Origin of the sequence: Streptomyces sp. 8N114 (genome assembly GCF_052245835.1) — a bacterium.
Classification (GTDB): Bacteria; Actinomycetota; Actinomycetes; order Streptomycetales; family Streptomycetaceae; genus Streptomyces.
In genome coordinates this window covers 1-19621 of record NZ_JBQQBT010000034.1, presented here as the reverse complement: position 1 = coordinate 19621, position 19621 = coordinate 1, and the positions used below count along the sequence as shown (strand labels likewise).

The following is a 19621-nucleotide window of genomic DNA, read 5'->3' as shown; positions in this document are numbered from 1 at the left end:
AAGCTTAGCGTTCATCTCGGCAGGCGTCGTCGAGGACGCCTGCGATCTGATCCAGTACATGCAGTGGTGGGGTGAAGGGCACACGCAGGTAGCGGGTGAGGGTGGCGTCGGCCGCGAAGCGTGGGCCCGCCACGAGTGCGACCCCGTGCCTGCCGGCCCGCTCGACGACGGTGTCGGCGAGGGTGGTGGTCAGTCGCAGCCACAGGGTGAGTCCGCCGGGTGGGAGAGCGAAGTGCCAACGGCTGTCTTCGGCGAGCAGGTTGCCGAGGTGGTCGCGCTGTTGCCGCAACTCCTTCCGGCGTCGCCCGAGCACCGGTTCCAGGTCCCGGAGCAGTTCAACGGCGACGAGCTGCTGCATCGGGGGCGCGGACAATGGTCCGGACAGTGGGTGGTCTTGCAGCGTCCGGATGAGCGAGGCACGGGCCCGGATCCAGCCGATGCGCAGACCGCCCCAGATGGACTTGCTGGTCGATCCGATCAGCAGCGCGCCGGGGATGCGGGGTATGGGGTCCGGCTGGTCGCGCAAGTCGAGGTCGCGCAGGGTCTCGTCCACCACGAGGGTGACCTGGTGCTGGGCGGCGAGTTCGGTCACGGTCCGGCGGGTGTGCGGGGGCATGAGCGCTCCGGTCGGGTTGTGGAAGTCGGGCACCAGGTAGGCGAGGTGGCCGCGCGCGGCGGCGAAGGCGTCGCGCAGTTGGTCCAGGTCCCAGCCGTCGGTGGTGACTCGGCAGCCCACCAGCCTCGTTCCGGCATGGCGCAGGGCCTGAAGCGCGTCGAAGTACGTGGGGGTCTCCACCACCGCCACGCGAGGCCTGAAGTGTGTGGCGAGGAGGGTCAGTGCGGCTCGCGCCCCGCTGGTGATGAGGATCTGCTCGGGCCGTGTCGCGGTGCCTTCGCGGCTGTACTGTGCGGCGATCGCCGCGCGCAGCTCCGGGATGCCCGGGCCCGGTTCGCCGTGCTCGGCCAGCAACGGCCCTGCCCGTTCGGTGGCTCGCCGGGTTGCCTCCAGGTAGAGCTCCTGTGGCGCGGCGGGAACGGCCCGGCGCAGGTCGATCAGGGAGCCGACCTCCCCGGTCGCCGAGAGGGGAGCGATCCGTTCCGCGGCGGCGGCGGGGAGTTGCACCGTGCTGGCGCTGCCGTGCCGGGTGCGGACCCATCCGGCATTACGCAGCCGGTCCAGGGCAGCTGTCACCGTGCCACGGCTCACTCCGAGAGCGGCGGCGAGGCGGCGCTCGGCGGGCAACTCGCTGCCAGCGCGTATACGGCCGTCGAGCAGTGCTTCCCGTACCGCGCGGGCCAGCGCCGCGCTGAGTGGCGCCTTGGTGTTCCGCCAGGGCCCCAGGGCCTGTACCAGGAAGTCGTCCCTCATGCGCACTGGTCCAGTTTTCCATGATTGGATCAGGCACCGGACCCGCGAGGCTGCCTACGGTCGTGGTCGGCCGACAAAACGAACGGAGACATGCCATGCATCCACGACTCGCCGAGGACCGCGACGGGCTGCCACACCTGCTGGACGCTGTCCAGCAACACGCGTCGCACTTGCTCGGGCAGGTCGCCGAGCGGGACGTCGTCCCCGCTGCGCCGATACCGGAGCCGGATGCCCTGCCCGCCCAGGGGGCGGGAACGCGGGCAGCCCTGGAGGAGTTCGCCGCCCGCTGGGAGCCGGCGTTCTCGGCGAGCGCTGGACCGCGCTATCTCGGATTCGTCACCGGCGGGGCGACGCCGGCCGCGCTGGCCGGCGACTGGATGACCGCGACCTGGGACCAGAACGCCTTCTCGTCCCTGGACGGGGCAGGACAGCACCTGGAGCGCCAGACGATCGCCTGGCTGCGGAGTCTGTTCAGTCTGTCCGACCGGCACCACGGAACCTTCGTCAGCGGCGCCACCATGTCCAACACTGTCGGCCTCGCCGTCGCCCGCGAATGGCTCGGAGAACAGCGGGGCGTCTCACCCGCGGAGTCCGGAGCGGGTGTACTCGGGCCGGTACGTGTGCTGTCGGGAGCCGCGCACTCGAGCGTGCCCAAGGCTCTGTCGGTACTCGGCCTGGGACGCCGGGCCCTGACCCCTGTGCGGTCCCTGCCCGGGCGAGAAGCCATCGACGTATCGGCGCTGGAACAGGCGCTTCGCGAGGGCGAGGCCGACGGCGCGTGCATCGTGGTCGCCAACGCCGGTACCGTCAACACCGCCGACTTCGACGACCTGCGCGCCATCGCCGCGTTGCGCGAGCGCTACGCCTTCTGGCTGCACGTGGACGCCGCCTTCGGCGCCTTCGCCGCGCTGTCACCCGATCACGCGCACTGGGTCGACGGCCTCGACCTGGCCGACTCGATCTGCGTCGACCTGCACAAGTGGCTGAACGTCCCCTACGACAGCGCCGTGCAGTTCACTCGCCGGCCCGACCTGCAAACGAGCGTCTTCCAGAACGCGGCGGCCTACCTGGGCCCGCTCGGCGACACCCCCGACATGGCCCACCTCACCCCGGAGAACTCCCGCCGCCTGCGCGCCCTTGCCGCCTGGTTCACCCTGCGGGCCTACGGGCGGGACGGCCATCGTGAAATCACCGAGCGGTGCACCACATGTGCACGGGCCCTCGGTGACGCCATCGACAGCACCCCCAGCCTGCGCCTCCTGGCGCCGGTCCGCCTGAACGTCGTCTGCTTCACCCTCGCCGACAACCCCACCGCCCAACGGCTCACCGCGCTGACCGGGCAACTCGCCGACGAGGTCTTCCTCACCCCCACCGTTCTCGACGGCGTGCCCGCACTGCGCGCCGCCTTCAGCAACTGGCAGACCACCGAAACCGACACTCGCCGGATAGCCGCGGCGCTGCAAGCCGCGGTACACAAGTTGTGAAAGGCCTCACGGAAACAACCGCGGCCACCCGGCTCCTCGCCTTGCGGCATCACCCCGGCCTCAGCGTCGTGATTCGGTTGCTGGATCTGCGGACAACGGCTGGCCTTGTCGCTGACGCCGAACTGCAGCACGCCGCTGTCGAGCCGGAGCGTCACGGTGATCTCGGTGCCGTGGCTGTGCTTGATGGCGTTGGTGACCAGCTCACAGGCCGTCGTGCGCGTCCACGCGCTTGAAGCGCCGCGATCCCTGGCTGTTTCGTGAAGGTGTTTCAGGAATCCAGCCATTTGCGGCCACTCATGAAGGTATGAAACCCACAGCACGATCAGCGAGCATCGCCGCGCTTTACAGGCGGACACCTATGAACACCTGCTGGAGCGGGCCGCGGGGAGACGGCGCCCAGCGGTGTGGTCTCCACCCCTGGTGGGAGTTCGGGTTTCGACCGTGGGCGGATGACTGGGGGATCACCACACCGGACGCTCCGGGTATGACTTCACGAACATTTGTTGGGGACCCGGTGGCCATCAGGGTCGAAGGGCTGACCAAGCGTTATGGCCGTAGAACGGCAGTCGACGACCTGTCGTTCACGGTCGGGTCGGGAAGAGTGACGGGGTTCTTCGGCCCGAATGGGTGTCGCCGGTCGGTGAGTCTGCGTAGAGAGCGGTCCTGTGAGCTGGGGTTTCGCGGGTTGGCTGGGTGATCTGCCGGTCCGGGGTAGGGGGTCAAGTCCGGTACAGGGACTGGCTGTTGCTGCGTTCAGCGGGGGTGATTGTGGCGATGGCCTGGGCTTTCGTGCGTGCTGTGCAGTTTGGTTGGGTGAGCATGGCCTGTCTGCACAGTTGTACTGGCAGACCGTAAGACAGCCGGGGCTTTACACGCCCGTTCCCAGGGGGCAGCCCCGCTCCCGGGCTGTGTACTCAAAGTCGGCGCGTCAGCGCTGTTACCGGCGTGAACGCCCGTGTGTGGGGGAGTGGCGGGTACGGGGTCGGTAGTGTTCTTCGGCGAAATGGTCGAGCTGGATGGCCTCGAGGGATGCGCGGGTGATGCGTTCGCTGCCGTCGCAGATCGCGTCGATCGCGGCTTGCCGGATCAGCCGGGCCAGGCTGCCGATTTTCCCGCCGGTCCGCTCGTGAAGATATGAGGCCAGGCGGGGCAGGCTGCCCGCCTTGTGATGGTCGAGGTCGAGTGCCTGTTCCATCAACGTGATCAGCTCTTTGAACGGCTCCTGCTGTCCGAGACGGGCAGGGAAGGAACCGAAGTCGATCAGGCTGGCCCGTCCGGCGAGTTGAGCACCCCGCACCCCGCTGAACAACTCGCTGCGTGCCACGTCGATCCCCGCGTACACGAACGTCGCCCCGATACGTTCGGTGAGGTCTTTGAGCAGGTCGGCGGTCTCGGCCCCGGTGGCGGTGTATGGGTTGAGGCGGTGGATCTCGTCGATCAGCACCAGCCGCACACCTACTTGGGCGTAGGTGGCACACACTGCCGCAGTGATCTGGGCTTGGGTCATCCGGGCTGTGATGGGATGCCGAGATAGCGGGCGAACTCGGCGGCGAGAGTTTTCGCGCTGGCGGCGGGTGGTACCAGGACGTAGGCGACCGGCACGGCGGCGGTGTGGCCGATGCCGGGGTGGCTGCGTGCGGTGTGGGCGAGGTGGCAGACCCGGCCGACCTCGAGGAGCGCGGTGGTCTTGCCGGTGGTGGCGGGGCCGGTGACGATCAGGCTGGGTCGTGCGGTGACCCGCTGGTGCTGTCCGAGGATCATCAACGTGCGCACGTTGCGGGCCAGGGTGTCGACGGGCCGGGGTGCGGATGGTGACGAACGCCGAGTGGTAGGCCAGACGTTCGTCCACGCTGCGCCGTGGTGCACCCGCCGCCGGTGGCGCCGGTGGGGGAGTGGTGGCGAACGCTTCGAATCCCTGCCAGGTAGTGATCGCCGACGGCTCTGCGGACAGCGGGACGGCTTCGAGTTCACTCACCATCGCTGTGCCTCCTGGTAGGCGTCCCACAACGCGAACCCACCGTCGGGCCGCGTGTCGCGCGGCGGCGCATCCTCGCTGTCGCCTTGGGCGGTCAGGTCGTCGAGGCTGTCTGCCTTTTCCCACTCGACGTCTTCGACGGCGACGTCCTCCACCTCGGCACCGCCGTACTGTCCCGGCAGCGCACCCACCGGGACACCCAACGGACCACCAGCAGCACTCCCTGTGCCCTCGTCCCTGTCGTGGGCGGGCGCCGCAGCCCTGCCGGTTTTGCGCCCCTTGCAGGCCTGCACCGCCTGCTGCTCGGGTACACCCGCCGAGAGTGCACCAACGCTCCCCCCGTTCCGGGCCGACAGGACCCCAGGGCGTGCTCGGCGCAGGACCTGATCGAGGACCTCGGCGAGGTCGGCCTTGCGCTGCTGGCGGCCCGCCCCGCTGTTCCACGATCGTTTTCACGCGCCGCCATGACTGTTCACCGAAGGGCTCATGCACGTGGTCGCGGTCGTTGGGATCGCTGCGATGACATCCACGTCACCCTCCTGCGCTTGGCCGTCTGCATCATCCTGTACAGGCGTGTGTGCGCACTGACATGAGGAGTTCTTATCCGGCTGTTTCCCTTACGGCCTGCTGCAGTGCTTTGGTGTCCGGTGACGTTGTCTGGAGATGGGCGACCGCGGTTGCCGCGTCCGGCCAGATATCGAACCGGCCCCAGTGGAGCGGCCAGGCGAAGCGCCGGTCGATGATCCAGGCGAGATGTGCTTCGATGTCGGCGCGGCGCTCGGGTGGCGCGATGGCCGTGTCCGGTTCGATGGGCAGGCACCAGGTGTGCTCGTCGAGTGTGAGGATTCTGCCGTCGAATTCGTCGTAGACGTAGTCTGGGTGGATCGGCAGCTCAGCTTCCGCTTTTCGCAGAAACGTATAGTCGCCCACGATTTCGTCGCTGTCGGCCCGCAGGAACCGCAGCACTTTCTCGCCTGCCGCGACGATCACGTTGTCAGCGCCCCACAGCACGCCTTGCGTATCGATCGGGGCGGCCAATGTGCGCAGTCGCCTGGGCTCGCCGTCGCCCAGTGACCAGATCTCGATGTCTCCCGCTGCTGTGAGGACGGCTCCCTGGTCTCCGGACGGCGCCCATGCCCATACCGTGAAGTCCTTGTTCTCCCGGGCAAGCTTTGCTTCCGCAGGGGTGATGGCCAGCCGGTGGATGAGTCGCCCGTCGTCGTAGACCGCCACGCCGGGCTCGGCCGCCTTCTCGCTCAGCACGGCGGCGAGTCGGGCGGTGTCACCGCGCATGCCCCAGTGCAGCGACAGGTTCCAGCGTGACCCGGCGGTCGGTGTGGGGTCGGTGGCCGGGCGGCCGGTGTCCGCGTCACGGAAGTGCAGCAGCCGTTTATGGATATGAGCGAGGTAGCGTCCGTCCGGGCTCCACTCGGCAAGCCAGTCGACCCTGTGGGAGAGCCAGAGCGGGGCGCCCGTGGGGACATCGACGACGAAAGCTTCGGAGCGGTTGGCGACGTACAGCCGGTTTCCGTCGGGGGACCAGAGGGGCGAGCGGTCGACCTCCAGATTCTCCCCGCAGGGTTCCCGGATGTCCGCTGGCACGGGTCCCTTGGCCAGGATGTGCTCGTGCGGCATCTCGGCCTCCGCGGCCAGCCAGAACAGGACGCCGTGCTCCAGCGGGGCCAGGCAGCCCTCCACACCGCCCCCCTCCTTGTTGCCCGTGGCGATGTAGGCGCTGCGCCCGTCGGGATGCAGTGCCCAGGCCGGCGGGCGGGGATTACCGTCGGTCACCTGGGCCTCCGCGCGTGGCTCGGAAGACTCGCCGAACGGGTCCCACACGCCGATCGCGTTGGTGCGGAAGGCCATGCCCAGGTGCAGGCCGTCGGCCGACCACTGCATGGTGCGCGCCTCGCCGTCCCAGCCGACGCCGCCGTCGATCCACTTCAGGACGTTGACGCACCGCCCGGTCGCGACCTCCCAGACCTGCGCGGTGCCGCTGTCGCCTTCGCCCCAGTCGCCGGTGGCCAGATGGCTGCCGGAAGGGCTGAGCGCCAGCGCTGTGATCTTCGACCGGTGCCCGTACGGGCGGCTCAGCATCGTGCCCCGCACGCGGATCATGTTCGTGGCCAATCGGTGCGCCGGGGTGACGCCGTGCTCGCCTTCGAGCTCCATAAGCCGGGCCCGCAGCGGAGGGAGGTCGCGGGCCGGCACAAACGCTGCCCAGTCGGCGTCCCTCAGCACCTCTTCCAGTTCCGCCGGGCCGGCCGCAGGGAGCGCTGCCGAGTCGACGAAACAGCCCGGTGGCTCAGCGGTCCGGCTCACCGGCTCCTCAAGTTCCGCGAGCGCCGCGAGGAGCACCGCCTCGTCGTACCTCGGTATGCCCAGGACGTACGCCTTGTTGCCCTTGTCGCGTGAAGTCTCACGCCCTACGAAGATCGCAGCTGTCGAGGGCGTGAGCTCGTCCGTCACGTGCACGCCCGCGGCCTCCAGACGTTGCTCGGCCTCGCCTGGCCCGAGGGCGTCGAAACTACCGGAGAGCGCGATATCACGGCCTTTTAGATTCATGGGACGGAGACTACTGACCGGCACCGACATCACCGTGATTCCCATTCGGGGACGGGCTAACTCCGGGCGCGCCGCGATCGCGTCCAGCTTGCGCTGGATAGCGTCCTCGGCGCGTCGTTCGGAGTTCTTCAGCAGGGCCAGCATGAGCAGGTTGACGGAAGTCAGTACGTCACCCGCGAAGACCAGCCAGGGCACTGGCAGATGCACCATGTGGACGATGACCATCCCGGTGATCAGGAATAGGCAGATCAGGAAGAAGAGCGGCGAACTGGTCAGGTTCGAGGCGGCTTCCGCGAAGCGGGCGAACCGGTCGCGGCGCTCACCGCCCCGATGCGAGGGGTGCTGGAGAGTCATGCACTCCGTGTTCCCCGACAGCCGGGGAGTCCTGTCCATTGCTGCTGTCCGCCGCCGGCCGAGGCCAGCAGCCGTGGTGCCTTCGCGGCTCATCGAGAAGCGCTGCTCTCAGCAGGGTGTGCCGGATGATAGACCTACCGTTGACAACCGGGCCATCGCCTTGTCCGGGTTCTCCAGCGAGGAACAGTCCCAGCGGTGCAAACGCGTCCCGCCTCGGCCCTTGGCATAGGTGGCACCAGCCGCCTGCTGCGCCTTCCAGCGGGCCACATCCTGGCGCAGACGCGCCTCAGCACGGTCAGCATCGGCACACGGCTGGCACCGGCCGGCATGTACCGGCACGAGCACTCGCCGCACTGCTGACACGGCACACAGGGGTGGCGCCGCTCTTCCGGCAGCGGCTGCGGGTACACGGTGGTGGCAGGCGGCCGGCCAAGGTGCTCGCCCAGGTCAACGAGTCCGGCCTGGGCGAGCTCCTGGAGGAAGGGCTCCATCGCGTCACTGTCGGGCAACCCGACCAGCGCCGGGACCTCTTCGGGAGGCACCTCGTAGTCGGCTGCGGCCAGCAGGACGATATGCAGCAGCCAGCCGTCGCGCTCAAGGCGGGGTCGAGCAGCACGTCGCAATGCACTGTGACCCACGGGACGGGACGAGAACGGACGCGCAAGGTGCCCACGTCCTCAGGGGGTCGAGCTGAGGTCTTCCTCAGGACGGAGAGCCGTCAGCGAATCGTCGAGGGCATTGACCAGGGCGGAGAACTCCTGGTCCCCAAGGCCGGCCTGGATGGTCGCAATGTGGACAGCCCGGCCGCCTCATGCGGGTGGCGGCCGGGGATGGTGCGCAGAGCACGGGTTGCCGTTTCCGTCGTCGGGTGCGTGCGCTTACGTGCGCGGGCGGTGTCTGCCTTACGCCGCGCTCTGCGCAGCGAGCAGCTCGAACAGGCTGGAGAAGCCCTGGTCGCCGTGGCCGTCCGCGATGCGGCGGTCCATCAGCCTCTTGACCTCCCGCATCCGCACGGCTTCCACGCCTACGGATTCGCGGTGGCCGATCAGGTCGTCCATCAGCGCCGCCTGGACGTCGAGCGAGCCGAGGTCCGGGCCGTACTCCCCGGCCTCGACCGCTTGGGCCATCGAGGTCAGCAACGCCGGGAACACTGTCAGAGAGTCGCCGAACCGCCGGGTGAACCCGGCCAGGTCGGCGCCCTCTTCGCGGAGCAGGCGCAGGGTGTGCAGGTAGCCGATGAGCAGTTCGTAGGAGGTGGCGACCTGGGCCATGAACTCGACGGCGGCGGCGCCGGGTTCCTCGCCGTGGTAGGTGACGGTGCCCAACTCGCGGAGAGTCGTCTCGTGGGCGGCGAAGGCAGTGTCGGAGCCGCTGAACGGGAAGAGGATGTTCGGGGTGCCCACGTAGGGCGGGTCTCCCATGATCTTGCCGTCGAGGTATCCGGCGGCGCCGTGTTCGCGTGCCCAGCGCTCGTTGGCCCGGGCCTGGTCGGGTGAGCCGCTGGTGAGGTTGACCAGCGTGCGGCCGGTGATCGCGGTGTCGACGGAGGCCAGCACCTGCTCGACTGCCGCGCTGTCGAGCAGGGCGATCACCACGAGGGGGCTTGCCGCGACGGCCTCGGTGGCGGTCGGGGCCGTCGCGGCTCCGGCATCGGCCAGGGGCGCGGCTTTGGCGGCGGTGCGGTTCCAGACGGTGGTGGGGTGGCCGTGGTCCAGGAACGTCCTGGCGATCGCCGAGCCCATGGCGCCGAGGCCGAGCACGGTGACCGGGCCCGCTTCGGCGGCCGGACGGGTGGTGGTGTCCGTTGCTGTGGTCATGGGGGTCCTCCTGGATCAGAGCGAAGAAGCAGACGAAGAGGCTGTCGGGGCGGGGCGGGGCGGGGCGGCGGAAGAACTCGGCGCGCTCCTGTTCGGCTCGCCGAGGTCGGCGAGTGCGCTCACGCCGAAGTGGCCTTCACGGGACGCGCCGGGGGTGAAGAGCATGAGCATGGAGGCGGGCTCGCCGGACCCGTTGCGGAAGGGGGCGCATCCCGCTCACCGGCCCGGGGGGCGGGTTGTGTGCGGGTGGGCCGGTCAGGCGGTGGGGGTGAGTCCGCGCAGCAGGGCGGCGGCGGTTTCGACGGCGCGGCGGGCCTGGAATTCGACGGCGGCGAGGTTCGCCTCGGCGACGTTGTCGGGGTCGTTGTCGGAGATGCTGCTGGCGCCGTAGGGGTTGCCGTTGGCCGCGTCGAACTGGATCGGGTCGGCGAAGCCGGGCGGGACGATGATCGAACCCCAGTGGTAGAAGGTGTTGTTGAGGGCCAGCAGGGTGCTCTCCTGGCCGCCGTGGCAGGTCGAGGTGGAGGTGAACGAGGAGACGACCTTGTTCACGAGCTTGCCCTGGGCCCACAGGCCGCCGGTGGTGTCGATGAACTGCTTCAACTGCGCTGCGGGCAGGCCGAACCGGGTCGGGGTGCCGAAGAGGATGGCGTCGGCCCACTCGACGTCGGCCGGGGTCGCCTCCGGGACGTCGGCGGTGGCGGCGATGTGCGCCGCCCAGGCCGGGTTGCTCGCGATGGCCTCGGCGGGCGCCAGTTCGGCGACCTTCAGCAGCCGGACCTCGGCGGCGCCCGCCTTCTCGGCGGCCTGCGCGGCGGCCCGAGCCATGGTGTGGACGTTGCCGGTGGAGGAGTAGTAGATGACGGCCACGGTGGTCATGGGAGTGGCTCTCCTTGCAAGTGGGAAGTGGCGGTTGGCGGTTGGTGCCGGGACCGGGGGATGACTGACGTAGCGTCAGACGAAGAAGCTGTCGTGGCGGCGGAAGAAGTCGGCGCGTTCCTCTTCGCTGAGGCCGTCGAGTTGGGTGACGCCCTCGAAGTAGTCCTCGCGGGGTGCGCCGGGCGCGAAGAGCATGAGCATGGAGGCGGGTTCGCCGGACTCGTTGCGGAAGGCGTGCAGCCCGCCGACGGGCACGTAGAGGTAGTCGCCGGGGGTGGCGGTGATCCAGCGGCGGCCGTCGTAGAGCCGCATGGTGCCGGAGAGGATGAAGAACGACTCGGACATCGCCTTGTGGAAGTGCGTGCTGGGCCCGCCGAAGTCCGGGCCCATGTCCACCCGGTACAGGCCGTACTCGCCGCCGGTGGAGACGGTGGTGGACAGGTAGTGGTACGCGGTGCCCTGCGAGACGTTCGGGCCGTCGGTGGCGGCCGGCTGCGACACGAAGTCGGGCGGGGCGGTGGCGGGCCGGAAGCTGGCGTTGATCTCGCCGTGCTCACCGAAGTAGCGGGGATCGGGATAGGACATGAGGACTCCTTGGGCGCAGGAGGGGGCGTAGGGGGAACCGGGTCAGTCGTCGAGGAAGTCGTGGGTGAGCTTGACGAGGCCGGAGGGGTCGGCGAACCAGTCCATGTGCCCCTCGCCCGGGACCTCCACCAGCCGGCTGCCGGCGATCGCCGCGTGGAGCTGCCGGGAGCCCTCGACGGGGATCATGGCGTCGCCGCCGAAGCCGACGACCAGCGTGGGCGCGGTGATCGAGGGGAGCAGGGGCCTGATGTCGATGCGCCCGGCGAGGTCGATCTGGCGGACGATGCCGGCCGGCGGCCACGGGTCGGCCAGCGACTGGGCCAGCCCGTCGTGGCCGAACCGGTCCAGGGTGGCGGCGCTGAAGCCGGTCAGGGCCGAGAACCGCTTCAGCAGGTCGCGGTCGGTCTCCAGCAGCTTGCGCCAGGTCTCGAAGTAGAAGCGGTCGCGCGGTCCGCCGGAGTGCGTCCAGCCGCCGACGAGGACAAGCCGGCGGACCAGGCTGGGGTGGGCGGCGGCGACCGCGGCGGCGGCGACCGCGCCGAGGGAGAAGCCCAGCAGGTCCACGGGGCCGTCGGTGGCGTCCCGGACCGCGGCCGTGACCTGGTCGGCGATCAGGTCGACGGTCAGCTCGCCGACGTCGTCGTCCGTCAGCCCGCTGCCGCTGAGGTTGGGCCGGACGACGGTACGGGTGTCGCTGAAGTGGTCCACGACGTTGGCGAAGACCTTCTCGGCGTCGCCGCCGACGCCGTGGACCAGGGCGAGGCCGGGCGCCTGACGCTCGCCCTCGCCGTCGATCTCGTAGTGGACCCGGGTGGTGCGGGCAGAGGTGAACGGCATGGCCGCCTCCTTGCATGAGGAGCGATTAAGTGAGTGCTAAGCTAAACGCCACTTGCGCGAGTGTCAATTAAATGAGCGCTCACCTATCTAAGTCAGGAGGTACCCCGTGGCGGACGCGGTGGAGTCAGTACTGCAGCAGTGGCGCCAGGAGTGCCCGGACCTCGACTTCACGCCGATCGGCGTGGTCGGGCGGATCATGCGACTGTCCCGGCTGTGGGACAAGGAGATCAAGGACTTCCTCGCCGAACACGGCCTCGAACCGGGCGAGTTCGACATCTTGTCCACGCTGCGCCGCTCCGGGGAGCCCTACGAGCTGACCGCGAAGACCTTCCTCAAGTCCTCGCTTGTCACCACCGGGGCGATCACCCTGCGGGTCGATCGCATGGCCGCCAAGGACCTGGTCACCCGCGTCCCCGACGCCCACGACCGGCGCTCCGTCAAGATCCGCCTCACCCCGAACGGCCTGGAGGTGATCGACCGGGTGCTCCCCCTCCACCTGGCCAACGAGGCCCGCCTCCTGGACGGCCTCGACGCCGAGGACCGCCGGCGCCTCGCCGCCACGCTCGCCGCGGTGCTGGAGTCCTACGGCGACACCGCCGGCGACACCGCCCGCTGACGCCGGGACAGCGGCACCGGGACAGCCGGGACAATGGCGCGTATGCCCGAACCGAGAACCGCCGCCCCCCGGCGGCGGCCACCGAACTCCCGCCCGCGCTCGCGTCCTTCTACGCCGTGGCGGCCGAACTCCTGCCGCCCGACATCGAGCACGGCTCCTTCCTCCACCCGGCAGAACACGTGCGCGGCGTGGCGATGAAGTCAGGCACGGTGCTCGCGGGCCGGAACCCGGCGTTGGTCTCTCCATGCTCACCGAAGGAGCGGGGATCGGGATAGGACACGGAGATTCCTTATCGGAACGCGGAGCGCCGACCGGGCCGGCACAAAACAGCCTCTCAGCCCCCAGCGGGCACCGCCGCGCAGGGTACCCCGCCCGTCGCCGTGGACACTGGCCACAAGGCTGAGGTTACCCGCGACCGGAACATCCACGTACCACGAACCGGGTACCTCGTCGGCGTTCCTGGTGACCTCTTCCATGGTCACACCGTCAACGAGAACCCTGATGGTCACGGTGGAACCGGGCGGTACCTCGGCGAAGTCGACAGCGACCCGTCCACCGGGGAACGGAACGCCCCCGGGCGTCGGAGGGTTGGAGTAGCAGGTGTTCTGGTCCTTGCAGTCGAAGGAGACACTGAGCCTTTTCCAACCTCAGTTTGAGCAGGTGAGGTGGAGGGTGAGAACCGCTTGAACGAGGCTGGTGATGCGGGTGGTCGAGCATCGCAGCTTGCGGAGGAGTCGCCAGGTCTTGAGGGTGGCGATGGCGGGTTCGACGAGGGCTCGGATCTTGGCGTGCGAGCGGTTGACGGCCTGCTGACCGCCGGACAGGTGCTCCCTGGGGCCTCGGTACGGCACGCTGACAGCCGAGCCGGCGCCCTGGTAGCCCTTGTCGGCCCAGCAGTTGACCTCCGCCGTGGCCAGTGCGTCCAGGATGCCGTGCTCGCGTGCGGCACGCATGTCGTGAACGGCGCCCGGCAGAGCTGGCGAGACCCACAGTAGGCGTCCGGCCGGGTCGGCCAGGACCTGGACGTTCATGCCGTGCTTCTTGCATTTGCCCGAGTAGAACGGTCGGTCGGCGGCGATCCGGTCGATCGGCAGGAGCGTGCCGTCGAGCAGGACGAACGCCTTCCTCGATGCGTCGCGGACGGCTTGTTCGAGCGTGGGTGCCAGGGCTGCCAGCAGGTCGACGGCTTCGGTGATGTACCGGTAAGCCGTGGTCGTGCCGATGCCGAACCCTGCCGCGAGCTGGGCGTAGGGATGCCCGTTGCGCAGGTGGGCGAGGGTGAGGAGTGCCTGTCGGCCGGCGCTCAGCCGTCGCCATCGGCTCCCGATCTCCCGGCGGCGGTCACGGATGCGGGCGGTCAGGACGCGAAGGTGCGAGCTGGACAGGTCAAGTCCAGAAGGGTAAACAAGCACGTGAAGCCTCTGGCCGGCACGGGTGATCTAGGTCGTGAACCCGTCTACCAGGGCCTTCACTCCACTGTCACGCCAACTGCCGTGCCACCAAGGCGGGTTGGGAACGTCACTGACACCGAGCACCAGACCGTGGACACCGCCCCGCGACCAGGCCCTCGCGATGATCATCGAACGCTCCGGCCCGTTCGCCGACGCCCCACATGGACGACCTGGCGGTGAAACCCGGCCGCCCCGCGGATGCTGCTTCCGGCGATGGGCGCGGATGCCGCGTGTTCCCACCAGATCACTTAAACCGAACGAATGACCCGAAAACCAGACTGTTTCGGGCCAAGAGGGTAGCAGTCGTCCTTTGTCGTTCTGAAGTTCGGCTGACATAGATGACCATGGCCACCACAATGTGTTCCAGGCGTGGCAGCTGGCACATCGGGGGCGGCGCTGTGGTGGTCAAGCTGTCGTACGCATGGGGAGTAGCGATCAGGAGGATCTTCGCTGACGACGAACTTGTGTCATCAGACTGGCAGAGGGTTCACGGGAGTCCGGATTTCCGAGGTGCACGGAGCCTCTGGAAACCTCCTGCTGTGGCACAGAGTTGGTCGGCAACACCTTGTACTCACGACTACGGCCGTGCGATGGAGGCGCAATGCCAGGGTGGTTTCGAAAGGCGTCTGCCGCGATCTGCAGCACCGTACTTCAGCGTCTCGCGCGAGCCGTAAGGGATCCTGGCGGCTTTATTATATTCTGCCTACTTTACAGTGAGGGGGTCGCGCGGTATGTAAGCGATGGCAGCTGGATGGAAAGATCTCCCCGGTACCTTTTGTTTTCGATGCTCGTCATCGTCGCCATCCTTCAGCTCATCTCTTTTCACGAGACGGCCTATAAAGTTGGTCGTTTTAGGCGCGCGATTGCGGCGAAACGTTACGAATCTCCCTCTGAGCTACCCGAGGATTTTGTCCTTTACCTCCGCACTTTCGGGACGGACGTCAGAGCCTCGAAGTTCCAGTACGCGGAGATTGATATGCGCCATTCAATTGACGCATTTACGGAGGAGGAGTTCCTGTGTTTGGTACTGAAACGCGCATACGGCGAAGTCGTTGCGCTCGGAAGACCGGGAGAAAGGCTTGCGCATCCGGGTGCAGCACGTCATTACGCCGCAGATGAGGAATGGAGGCATGCGGTCAGAACCTTTGCTTCCAGAGCCTCCCTGATCGTAATTCAGCTACACGAGGGAGATCACACGAAATGGGAGTTGCGCCACCTCGCCAGCAACGTCCCACTTGAACGCATAGTCCTCCTCGTCGCAGTTCACGCATATCCGCGTGAGTTTATCGAGGAAGTCATTGCATACTTTCCCGATTCCTGCAACTTGAGGCAAGCTTACAATGCCCACGTCCTGGCGTTACGTCAAGATATTGAGCGGCTTAAACTTGGGCAAAAGAAGCCATTTCTACCGACCGAGTACTATTCCGTAATCTGCTTCGACGGGTCCGGGCGCGCGCAGCAGGCCTCCGTCAACTGGGGCGAAGGGAATTTCCTGACGCAGGAGTTGATTGAAGCCCTGGCGCTACAGAAGCTCTTCGGGCTGAAGAGGCTCCCACTGCACGGCACAATGGTCAGCGGATTGGGTGGACTGGAGTGCTGCCGCCTTGGCTTGTATAAAGAGCACTCGCGCCTAAATTGCAGATTGACCAGTCAGGCGTGCATGAAGAGAAGAGAAGAAGAGGCGCAGGGGTGGCCCGTGAGTAGCTACCTGGAAGGCTTGTCTTGCTGCCCACTATGTCTGAAGGAAAGAAGATTGATGTCCAGTGCGCAAGATTTGAGCTGACGGTGCTATTGAGTCACATTGTCGATCCCAGCAGTTCCTGCTGGCGAGCCTTCAGTTGATCGAAAGATGTCCGGACGTAGTGAACAAATTCATCACCCGGGTGCGGGATAAGGGCACGCCTCGCTAGTCTTTCCGGCTCGGAAGAAATTTCGACCTCCAGTGACAGGACGTGTGCGCAAAAATCACGAAGAGGTTGTGGGAATTCTGACTCGATGACCAAGTCGGCGTGATCAATTATAAGATCGCGGAGCTTTCGATTCGTGGGCATGAGTGCCTGGTTCCTCCAGAGGGTCCATTCGTCTGAACCTGCGCTCGCCGCGCGTTGGTCGCGTGGAGGAAGGAAAGTTGCACGCAGCGCTTCCCAAATCTGCTCGTTTGTCTGCACAAGGGTGTTCATGGGGCCATACAGCTCACGCAGTTGGCTGTTGACACGGGCGAGCCGAGCTTCTCGTCTCTCCTGGCGGATCTGGGCTCGTTGACCGAGCAAGAAGGCAAGCACAGCGACGACGATGCTCGCGCTGGCGGAGATGATTGCGGCTGTCATACCGCAAGTCTGTCGCGTCACTGCCCGGTCGAAAGCAGTTTTTGACCTTTGGCCAGCTCAGGCTGAGGATGGAAAGGGCTCAGTGTCCCATGCGGCGGGCGGCGCAGGCTTCGAGTTCGGCGGAGTGCGCGTGCAGCGACGCGGCGAGGGCGCAACCGGCGAGTAGGGCGGACAGGGTGATGACGGGTACCCGTGCCACGGCGCCGCCGAAGCGCGGTGAGCCGAGCATCCAGTCGGCGCACCACCAGAGGGCCCCGGGCTGACCGTGCTGCGTGGGCCCGCTGTGCAGCAGCTGCTCCTGCTGCGCGGGCAGGGCCGGCTCTCACGGGGGCATGTGCGGCTGGCGGGGGAGTGTCTGGGAGTCTCGGAGCGGACGGTGTGGCGCTGGCTCGCACAGGCCGAAGCCGACCCGGACGCGGCGGCCCGTCCGGGCCTCAGAACGGGAGACCGGTTCGAGGTCACGCCCGAGGTACGGGTGCTGCTGGCGTACTGGAAGGGAAACGCCTCTGCAGTGCACCGGCAACTGACCGCCCGCGCCCGGGAAGCAGCAGGAGAGCCTGCCCCCACCGTTCCGGGAGGGGCACCAGCCCAGGCGGTACCGGTGCTGGATCCGGTGCCGTCGCTCTCGACGTTCCTGCGCGCGGTGCGCCGTGACCTGACTGCCGGGGAACGCGCCGCTCTGGCCCGCAGCCCGGAGGCGGCCCGCGCCCATGACGTCTTCGGCAAGCGGCCCCGGCTGTGGCGCAACCACACCTGGGAGGCCGACCACGTCCAGGCGCCGCTCCTGGTGGATGCCGGCGGGGAGCTGGTGCGCCCGTGGGTGACCTGGTTCATCGATGTCGCGACCAAGACCATCACCGGCACCGCTGTCACACCGGGTCAGCCGTCCCGTGCCTCGATCCTGGCCGCGTTGCGCGCCGCGATCCTGCGCACCGGCCCGTACGGCCCGGCCGGAGGCATCCCCGAAGCGGTGCGCATCGACAGAGGCAAGGACTTCCTCTCAAGGACGGTCCTGGGCGTATTCGGCACCCTCGGCGCCAGGGTCGATGACCTGCCCGCCTACAGCCCGCACCTGAAAGGCACGGTGGAAAACCTCAACCGCTCGGCCGACCGCATGCTCTTCGCCGCCCTGCCCGGTCACACCACCACCGCCGCACCCCGGCACCGAAAGAAGAAGCCCGCCAACCCCGATGACCCCCCGCCCCTGGCCTTCACCGAGTTCACCGCCGAGGTCCTGGCCTGGACGACGTGGTGGAACACCACCCACCGTCCTGACGGCCTGACCGGCCACACCCCTATCGAGGCATGGCAGAGCGACCCCACCCCCCTCTCCGACCTCCCCGAAACCGCTCTGTGGGGCCTGATGCTGGAAGACGACGGCCGAACCCGGAAACTGACCAGCCACGGAGTGCGCTGGAAGGGCCGTGACTACATCGGCGCATGGATGGCCGGCCAAGCCGGACGCAGCGTCCGCATCCGCTACATGCCCCACCACGACCACGAGATCGAAATCTTCGACCCCGCCGGCAACCACCTCGGCTCCGCCCACCTCGCCGACGCCGCCACCCCCGAACAACTCGACGCACTACGGCGCACCCGCACAGCCAGGGCCCGCCGACTGCGCGAGGAGACCAAGAAAGCTCAAGCCCTGCGCCGGCAACGCTTCGCCCCCGCCACCACCCCCACACCACCACAGCGCCTGGGCACCGTGACAGCAGCCGAAGCCGACCAAGAACTCGAAATCACAGCCCACAGCGACATGAACGCCCTCGCCCTCCCCGACCTCATCCCGCCCGCACCACCACCCAAAGACTGGAACACCCCACCCAGCCTGCACCGCACACACAAAGCCCAACCCGGCGGGGAGGAGGAGTGATGACCAGCCAGCTGCCCCCACGGGAGACCGACCACTACACGCAGCTCCCCGACGCCGCGGTCGTGACAACCCGCGCCCTGCTGGCCGCCAGGGAGAACATCGCCGACACAATCGAGGCCAGAGCCATGATGTGCCTCCACGGCCCGGCCGGCGTCGGCAAGACCCTCGCTGCCAACGTCTGCCTGCGCGAACTCCAAGCAGCCCAGGGCGAGGAAGTCTGCCGGATCACCTTCCGCGCCCGTCCCACCGCCCGCGCGGTACGGCACGAACTCTTCGCCGCGCTCGGCCTGCCAGGCGAACCCCCGCGTCATCCATCCGAGTTCGACCGGCTCCTTCTGGACTCTCTCGCCTCGCAGCCGCGTACGCTCGTCGTCGACGAAGCACAATGGCTCAACCGAGAGACCTTCGAGTACTTCCGGTTCGCCTGGGACAATCCCTACACGCAGATCGCGATCCTTTTCGCCGGAGGCGAGGGCGCGCACAGCGTGCTGCGAAAGGAACCGATGCTCTCCTCCCGCATTTTCATCTGGCAGCACCTCAAAAAGCTCACGATGGCGGAAGTCCAACAGGTCATCCCGCTGTACCACCCCGTCTGGAGCAGGACCGATCCCGAGGACATCGCCTACGCCGATCGCCACGCAGCGCACGGCAACTTCCGCAACTGGGCCCGACTCACAGCCCACACCCTCACAGCCCTCCAACGGACCGGGCGGGCCAGACCTGACCAGGAATTACTTCGCTGGGCCTTCAGCAGACTCGGCTGACCCCGGCACAACCTTGCGCGAAAGATGCGTGCAAGGGGCGCCAGGAGCAGTTGACTGGAATGGCGTTCCGTGGCTTGGCCACGCCCCTATAAGGGCCGGTTCGGTCCCGGGTGCCGTGCTCAACTACGTCCCGGACCCTCTTGTATGGGACTGTGAATGCCACTGCCCATAGAATTCCGGGCCCTTCGGAACGCCTGATACTAAAATTCTGGTGGGAATGCTTCACCGAAAGGGCGAATGCTGAACCTCACGAAGGGCGCCGCCGGTAATTCCGTTGCTCATCACAGTGAAACAAGCGGTCTTTTGACGGGGCGTCCAAACTACCCAGGCAAGTTTTACTCGACTGCGTGGGCAGTGTCCCCGTCCCCAATACCGACCCTCGGGTGCATACTTGATTCGGCATCAGGGCAGCTTCATGGAAAGCCGCATGAGACTGCGGGGGAGTGTTTCCAGAGACCAAAACCAACCCCGGTATGCATACTCAGGAAACCGAGCGGGCAACCCCTACCCCTCCTTGTAGCCCGCCAATGAGTGGCCCCGGAGGGGACACTCATTTACCTCAGCCCCAAGCTAACCCGCAGACCGGAACAGGCGAATCCACAGACGATCAGGCCCGGTTGGCCCCGGCCGGAGGCCGGGGCCTCGACCCCGGAGGGGTCGGCTGGACCCCGGAGGGGGCCAGCCCTACGCCGCGTAGCGGCGTCGCGTCGTGTCTGCGAAGC

17 protein-coding genes and 1 pseudogene are annotated in these 19621 nt (G+C 67.6%); 6 read left to right on the top strand and 12 right to left on the bottom strand.

Annotated features, from left to right (window positions below; translation table 11 throughout):
- Positions 1 to 4: 4 nt before the first annotated feature.
- Positions 5 to 1369: an aminotransferase class I/II-fold pyridoxal phosphate-dependent enzyme gene (gene yczR / locus ACTWQF_RS34365; protein ID WP_443283714.1), complete on the bottom strand. Its 1365-nt coding sequence runs from the start codon at positions 1367 to 1369 to the stop codon at positions 5 to 7.
- 95 nt (positions 1370 to 1464) lie between these two features.
- Here yczR and ACTWQF_RS34360 point away from each other — a divergent pair, with 95 nt between their 5' ends.
- Together ACTWQF_RS34360 and ACTWQF_RS34355 are read left to right on the top strand one after the other, a co-directional pair.
- Positions 1465 to 2853 carry a pyridoxal phosphate-dependent decarboxylase family protein gene (locus tag ACTWQF_RS34360; RefSeq protein WP_443283690.1) on the top strand — a complete coding sequence of 463 codons (1389 nt, stop codon included), beginning with the start codon at positions 1465 to 1467 and terminating at the stop codon, positions 2851 to 2853.
- 484 nt (positions 2854 to 3337) lie between these two features.
- Positions 3338 to 3505: pseudogene (locus ACTWQF_RS34355) on the top strand (ABC transporter ATP-binding protein); the annotation flags it as partial.
- A 285-nt stretch (positions 3506 to 3790) separates the two neighbouring features.
- Here ACTWQF_RS34355 and ACTWQF_RS34350 read toward each other — a convergent pair.
- The 8 genes from ACTWQF_RS34350 to ACTWQF_RS34315 form a co-directional block, all read right to left on the bottom strand.
- Positions 3791 to 4360: an ATP/GTP-binding protein gene (locus tag ACTWQF_RS34350; RefSeq protein WP_443283689.1), complete on the bottom strand. Its 570-nt coding sequence runs from the start codon at positions 4358 to 4360 to the stop codon at positions 3791 to 3793.
- The gene (locus tag ACTWQF_RS34345) at positions 4357 to 4626 is read right to left on the bottom strand and encodes a hypothetical protein (RefSeq protein WP_443283688.1); all 270 of its coding nucleotides are present in this window, start codon (positions 4624 to 4626) and stop codon (positions 4357 to 4359) included. The genes ACTWQF_RS34350 and ACTWQF_RS34345 overlap by 4 nt, the downstream gene beginning before the upstream one ends.
- A gap of 198 nt (positions 4627 to 4824) precedes the next feature.
- On the bottom strand, positions 4825 to 5031 hold the full coding sequence (locus ACTWQF_RS34340) for a hypothetical protein (RefSeq protein WP_443283687.1): 207 nt from the start codon (positions 5029 to 5031) through the stop codon (positions 4825 to 4827).
- Between the two features lie 397 nt (positions 5032 to 5428).
- On the bottom strand, positions 5429 to 7747 hold the full coding sequence (locus ACTWQF_RS34335) for a hypothetical protein (protein WP_443283686.1): 2319 nt from the start codon (positions 7745 to 7747) through the stop codon (positions 5429 to 5431).
- A gap of 902 nt (positions 7748 to 8649) precedes the next feature.
- Positions 8650 to 9564, bottom strand: coding sequence for an NAD(P)-dependent oxidoreductase (locus ACTWQF_RS34330; protein WP_443283685.1), 915 nt, complete (start codon positions 9562 to 9564; stop codon positions 8650 to 8652).
- Between the two features lie 255 nt (positions 9565 to 9819).
- Entirely contained in the window at positions 9820 to 10443 is a 624-nt protein-coding gene (gene wrbA / locus ACTWQF_RS34325) for an NAD(P)H:quinone oxidoreductase (RefSeq protein WP_443283684.1), read from the bottom strand.
- Between the two features lie 75 nt (positions 10444 to 10518).
- Complete coding sequence (locus tag ACTWQF_RS34320; RefSeq protein ID WP_443283682.1) at positions 10519 to 11028, bottom strand: cupin domain-containing protein; 510 nt, start codon at positions 11026 to 11028, stop codon at positions 10519 to 10521.
- A 42-nt stretch (positions 11029 to 11070) separates the two neighbouring features.
- Positions 11071 to 11865 (bottom strand): alpha/beta fold hydrolase, encoded by a 795-nt coding sequence (locus tag ACTWQF_RS34315; RefSeq protein ID WP_443283681.1) that lies wholly within the window; start codon positions 11863 to 11865, stop codon positions 11071 to 11073.
- A 106-nt stretch (positions 11866 to 11971) separates the two neighbouring features.
- Between ACTWQF_RS34315 and ACTWQF_RS34310 the strand changes: the two genes are divergently transcribed.
- Positions 11972 to 12481: a MarR family winged helix-turn-helix transcriptional regulator gene (locus ACTWQF_RS34310; protein WP_443283680.1), complete on the top strand. Its 510-nt coding sequence runs from the start codon at positions 11972 to 11974 to the stop codon at positions 12479 to 12481.
- A 647-nt stretch (positions 12482 to 13128) separates the two neighbouring features.
- On the opposite strand, the gene ACTWQF_RS34305 is transcribed toward ACTWQF_RS34310, so the two are convergent.
- Complete coding sequence (locus tag ACTWQF_RS34305) at positions 13129 to 13893, bottom strand: IS5 family transposase (RefSeq protein WP_443283679.1); 765 nt, start codon at positions 13891 to 13893, stop codon at positions 13129 to 13131.
- 823 nt (positions 13894 to 14716) lie between these two features.
- Between ACTWQF_RS34305 and ACTWQF_RS34300 the strand changes: the two genes are divergently transcribed.
- Positions 14717 to 15715, top strand: coding sequence for a hypothetical protein (locus tag ACTWQF_RS34300; protein ID WP_443283678.1), 999 nt, complete (start codon positions 14717 to 14719; stop codon positions 15713 to 15715).
- Positions 15716 to 15728: 13 nt separating this feature from the next.
- Here ACTWQF_RS34300 and ACTWQF_RS34295 read toward each other — a convergent pair whose 3' ends face one another.
- Both ACTWQF_RS34295 and ACTWQF_RS34290 read right to left on the bottom strand, forming a co-directional pair.
- Positions 15729 to 16259: a hypothetical protein gene (locus tag ACTWQF_RS34295; protein WP_443283677.1), complete on the bottom strand. Its 531-nt coding sequence runs from the start codon at positions 16257 to 16259 to the stop codon at positions 15729 to 15731.
- 79 nt (positions 16260 to 16338) lie between these two features.
- A complete protein-coding gene (locus tag ACTWQF_RS34290; RefSeq protein WP_443283676.1) occupies positions 16339 to 16488 on the bottom strand; it encodes a hypothetical protein in 150 nt (49 codons plus the stop codon).
- A gap of 54 nt (positions 16489 to 16542) precedes the next feature.
- On the opposite strand from ACTWQF_RS34290, the gene ACTWQF_RS34285 reads away from it, so the two are divergent.
- Both ACTWQF_RS34285 and ACTWQF_RS34280 read left to right on the top strand, forming a co-directional pair.
- The gene (locus tag ACTWQF_RS34285; RefSeq protein ID WP_443283675.1) at positions 16543 to 18135 is read left to right on the top strand and encodes a transposase; all 1593 of its coding nucleotides are present in this window, start codon (positions 16543 to 16545) and stop codon (positions 18133 to 18135) included.
- On the top strand, positions 18135 to 18899 hold the full coding sequence (locus tag ACTWQF_RS34280) for an AAA family ATPase (protein ID WP_443283673.1): 765 nt from the start codon (positions 18135 to 18137) through the stop codon (positions 18897 to 18899). The genes ACTWQF_RS34285 and ACTWQF_RS34280 overlap by 1 nt, the downstream gene beginning before the upstream one ends.
- Positions 18900 to 19621: the final 722 nt, after the last annotated feature.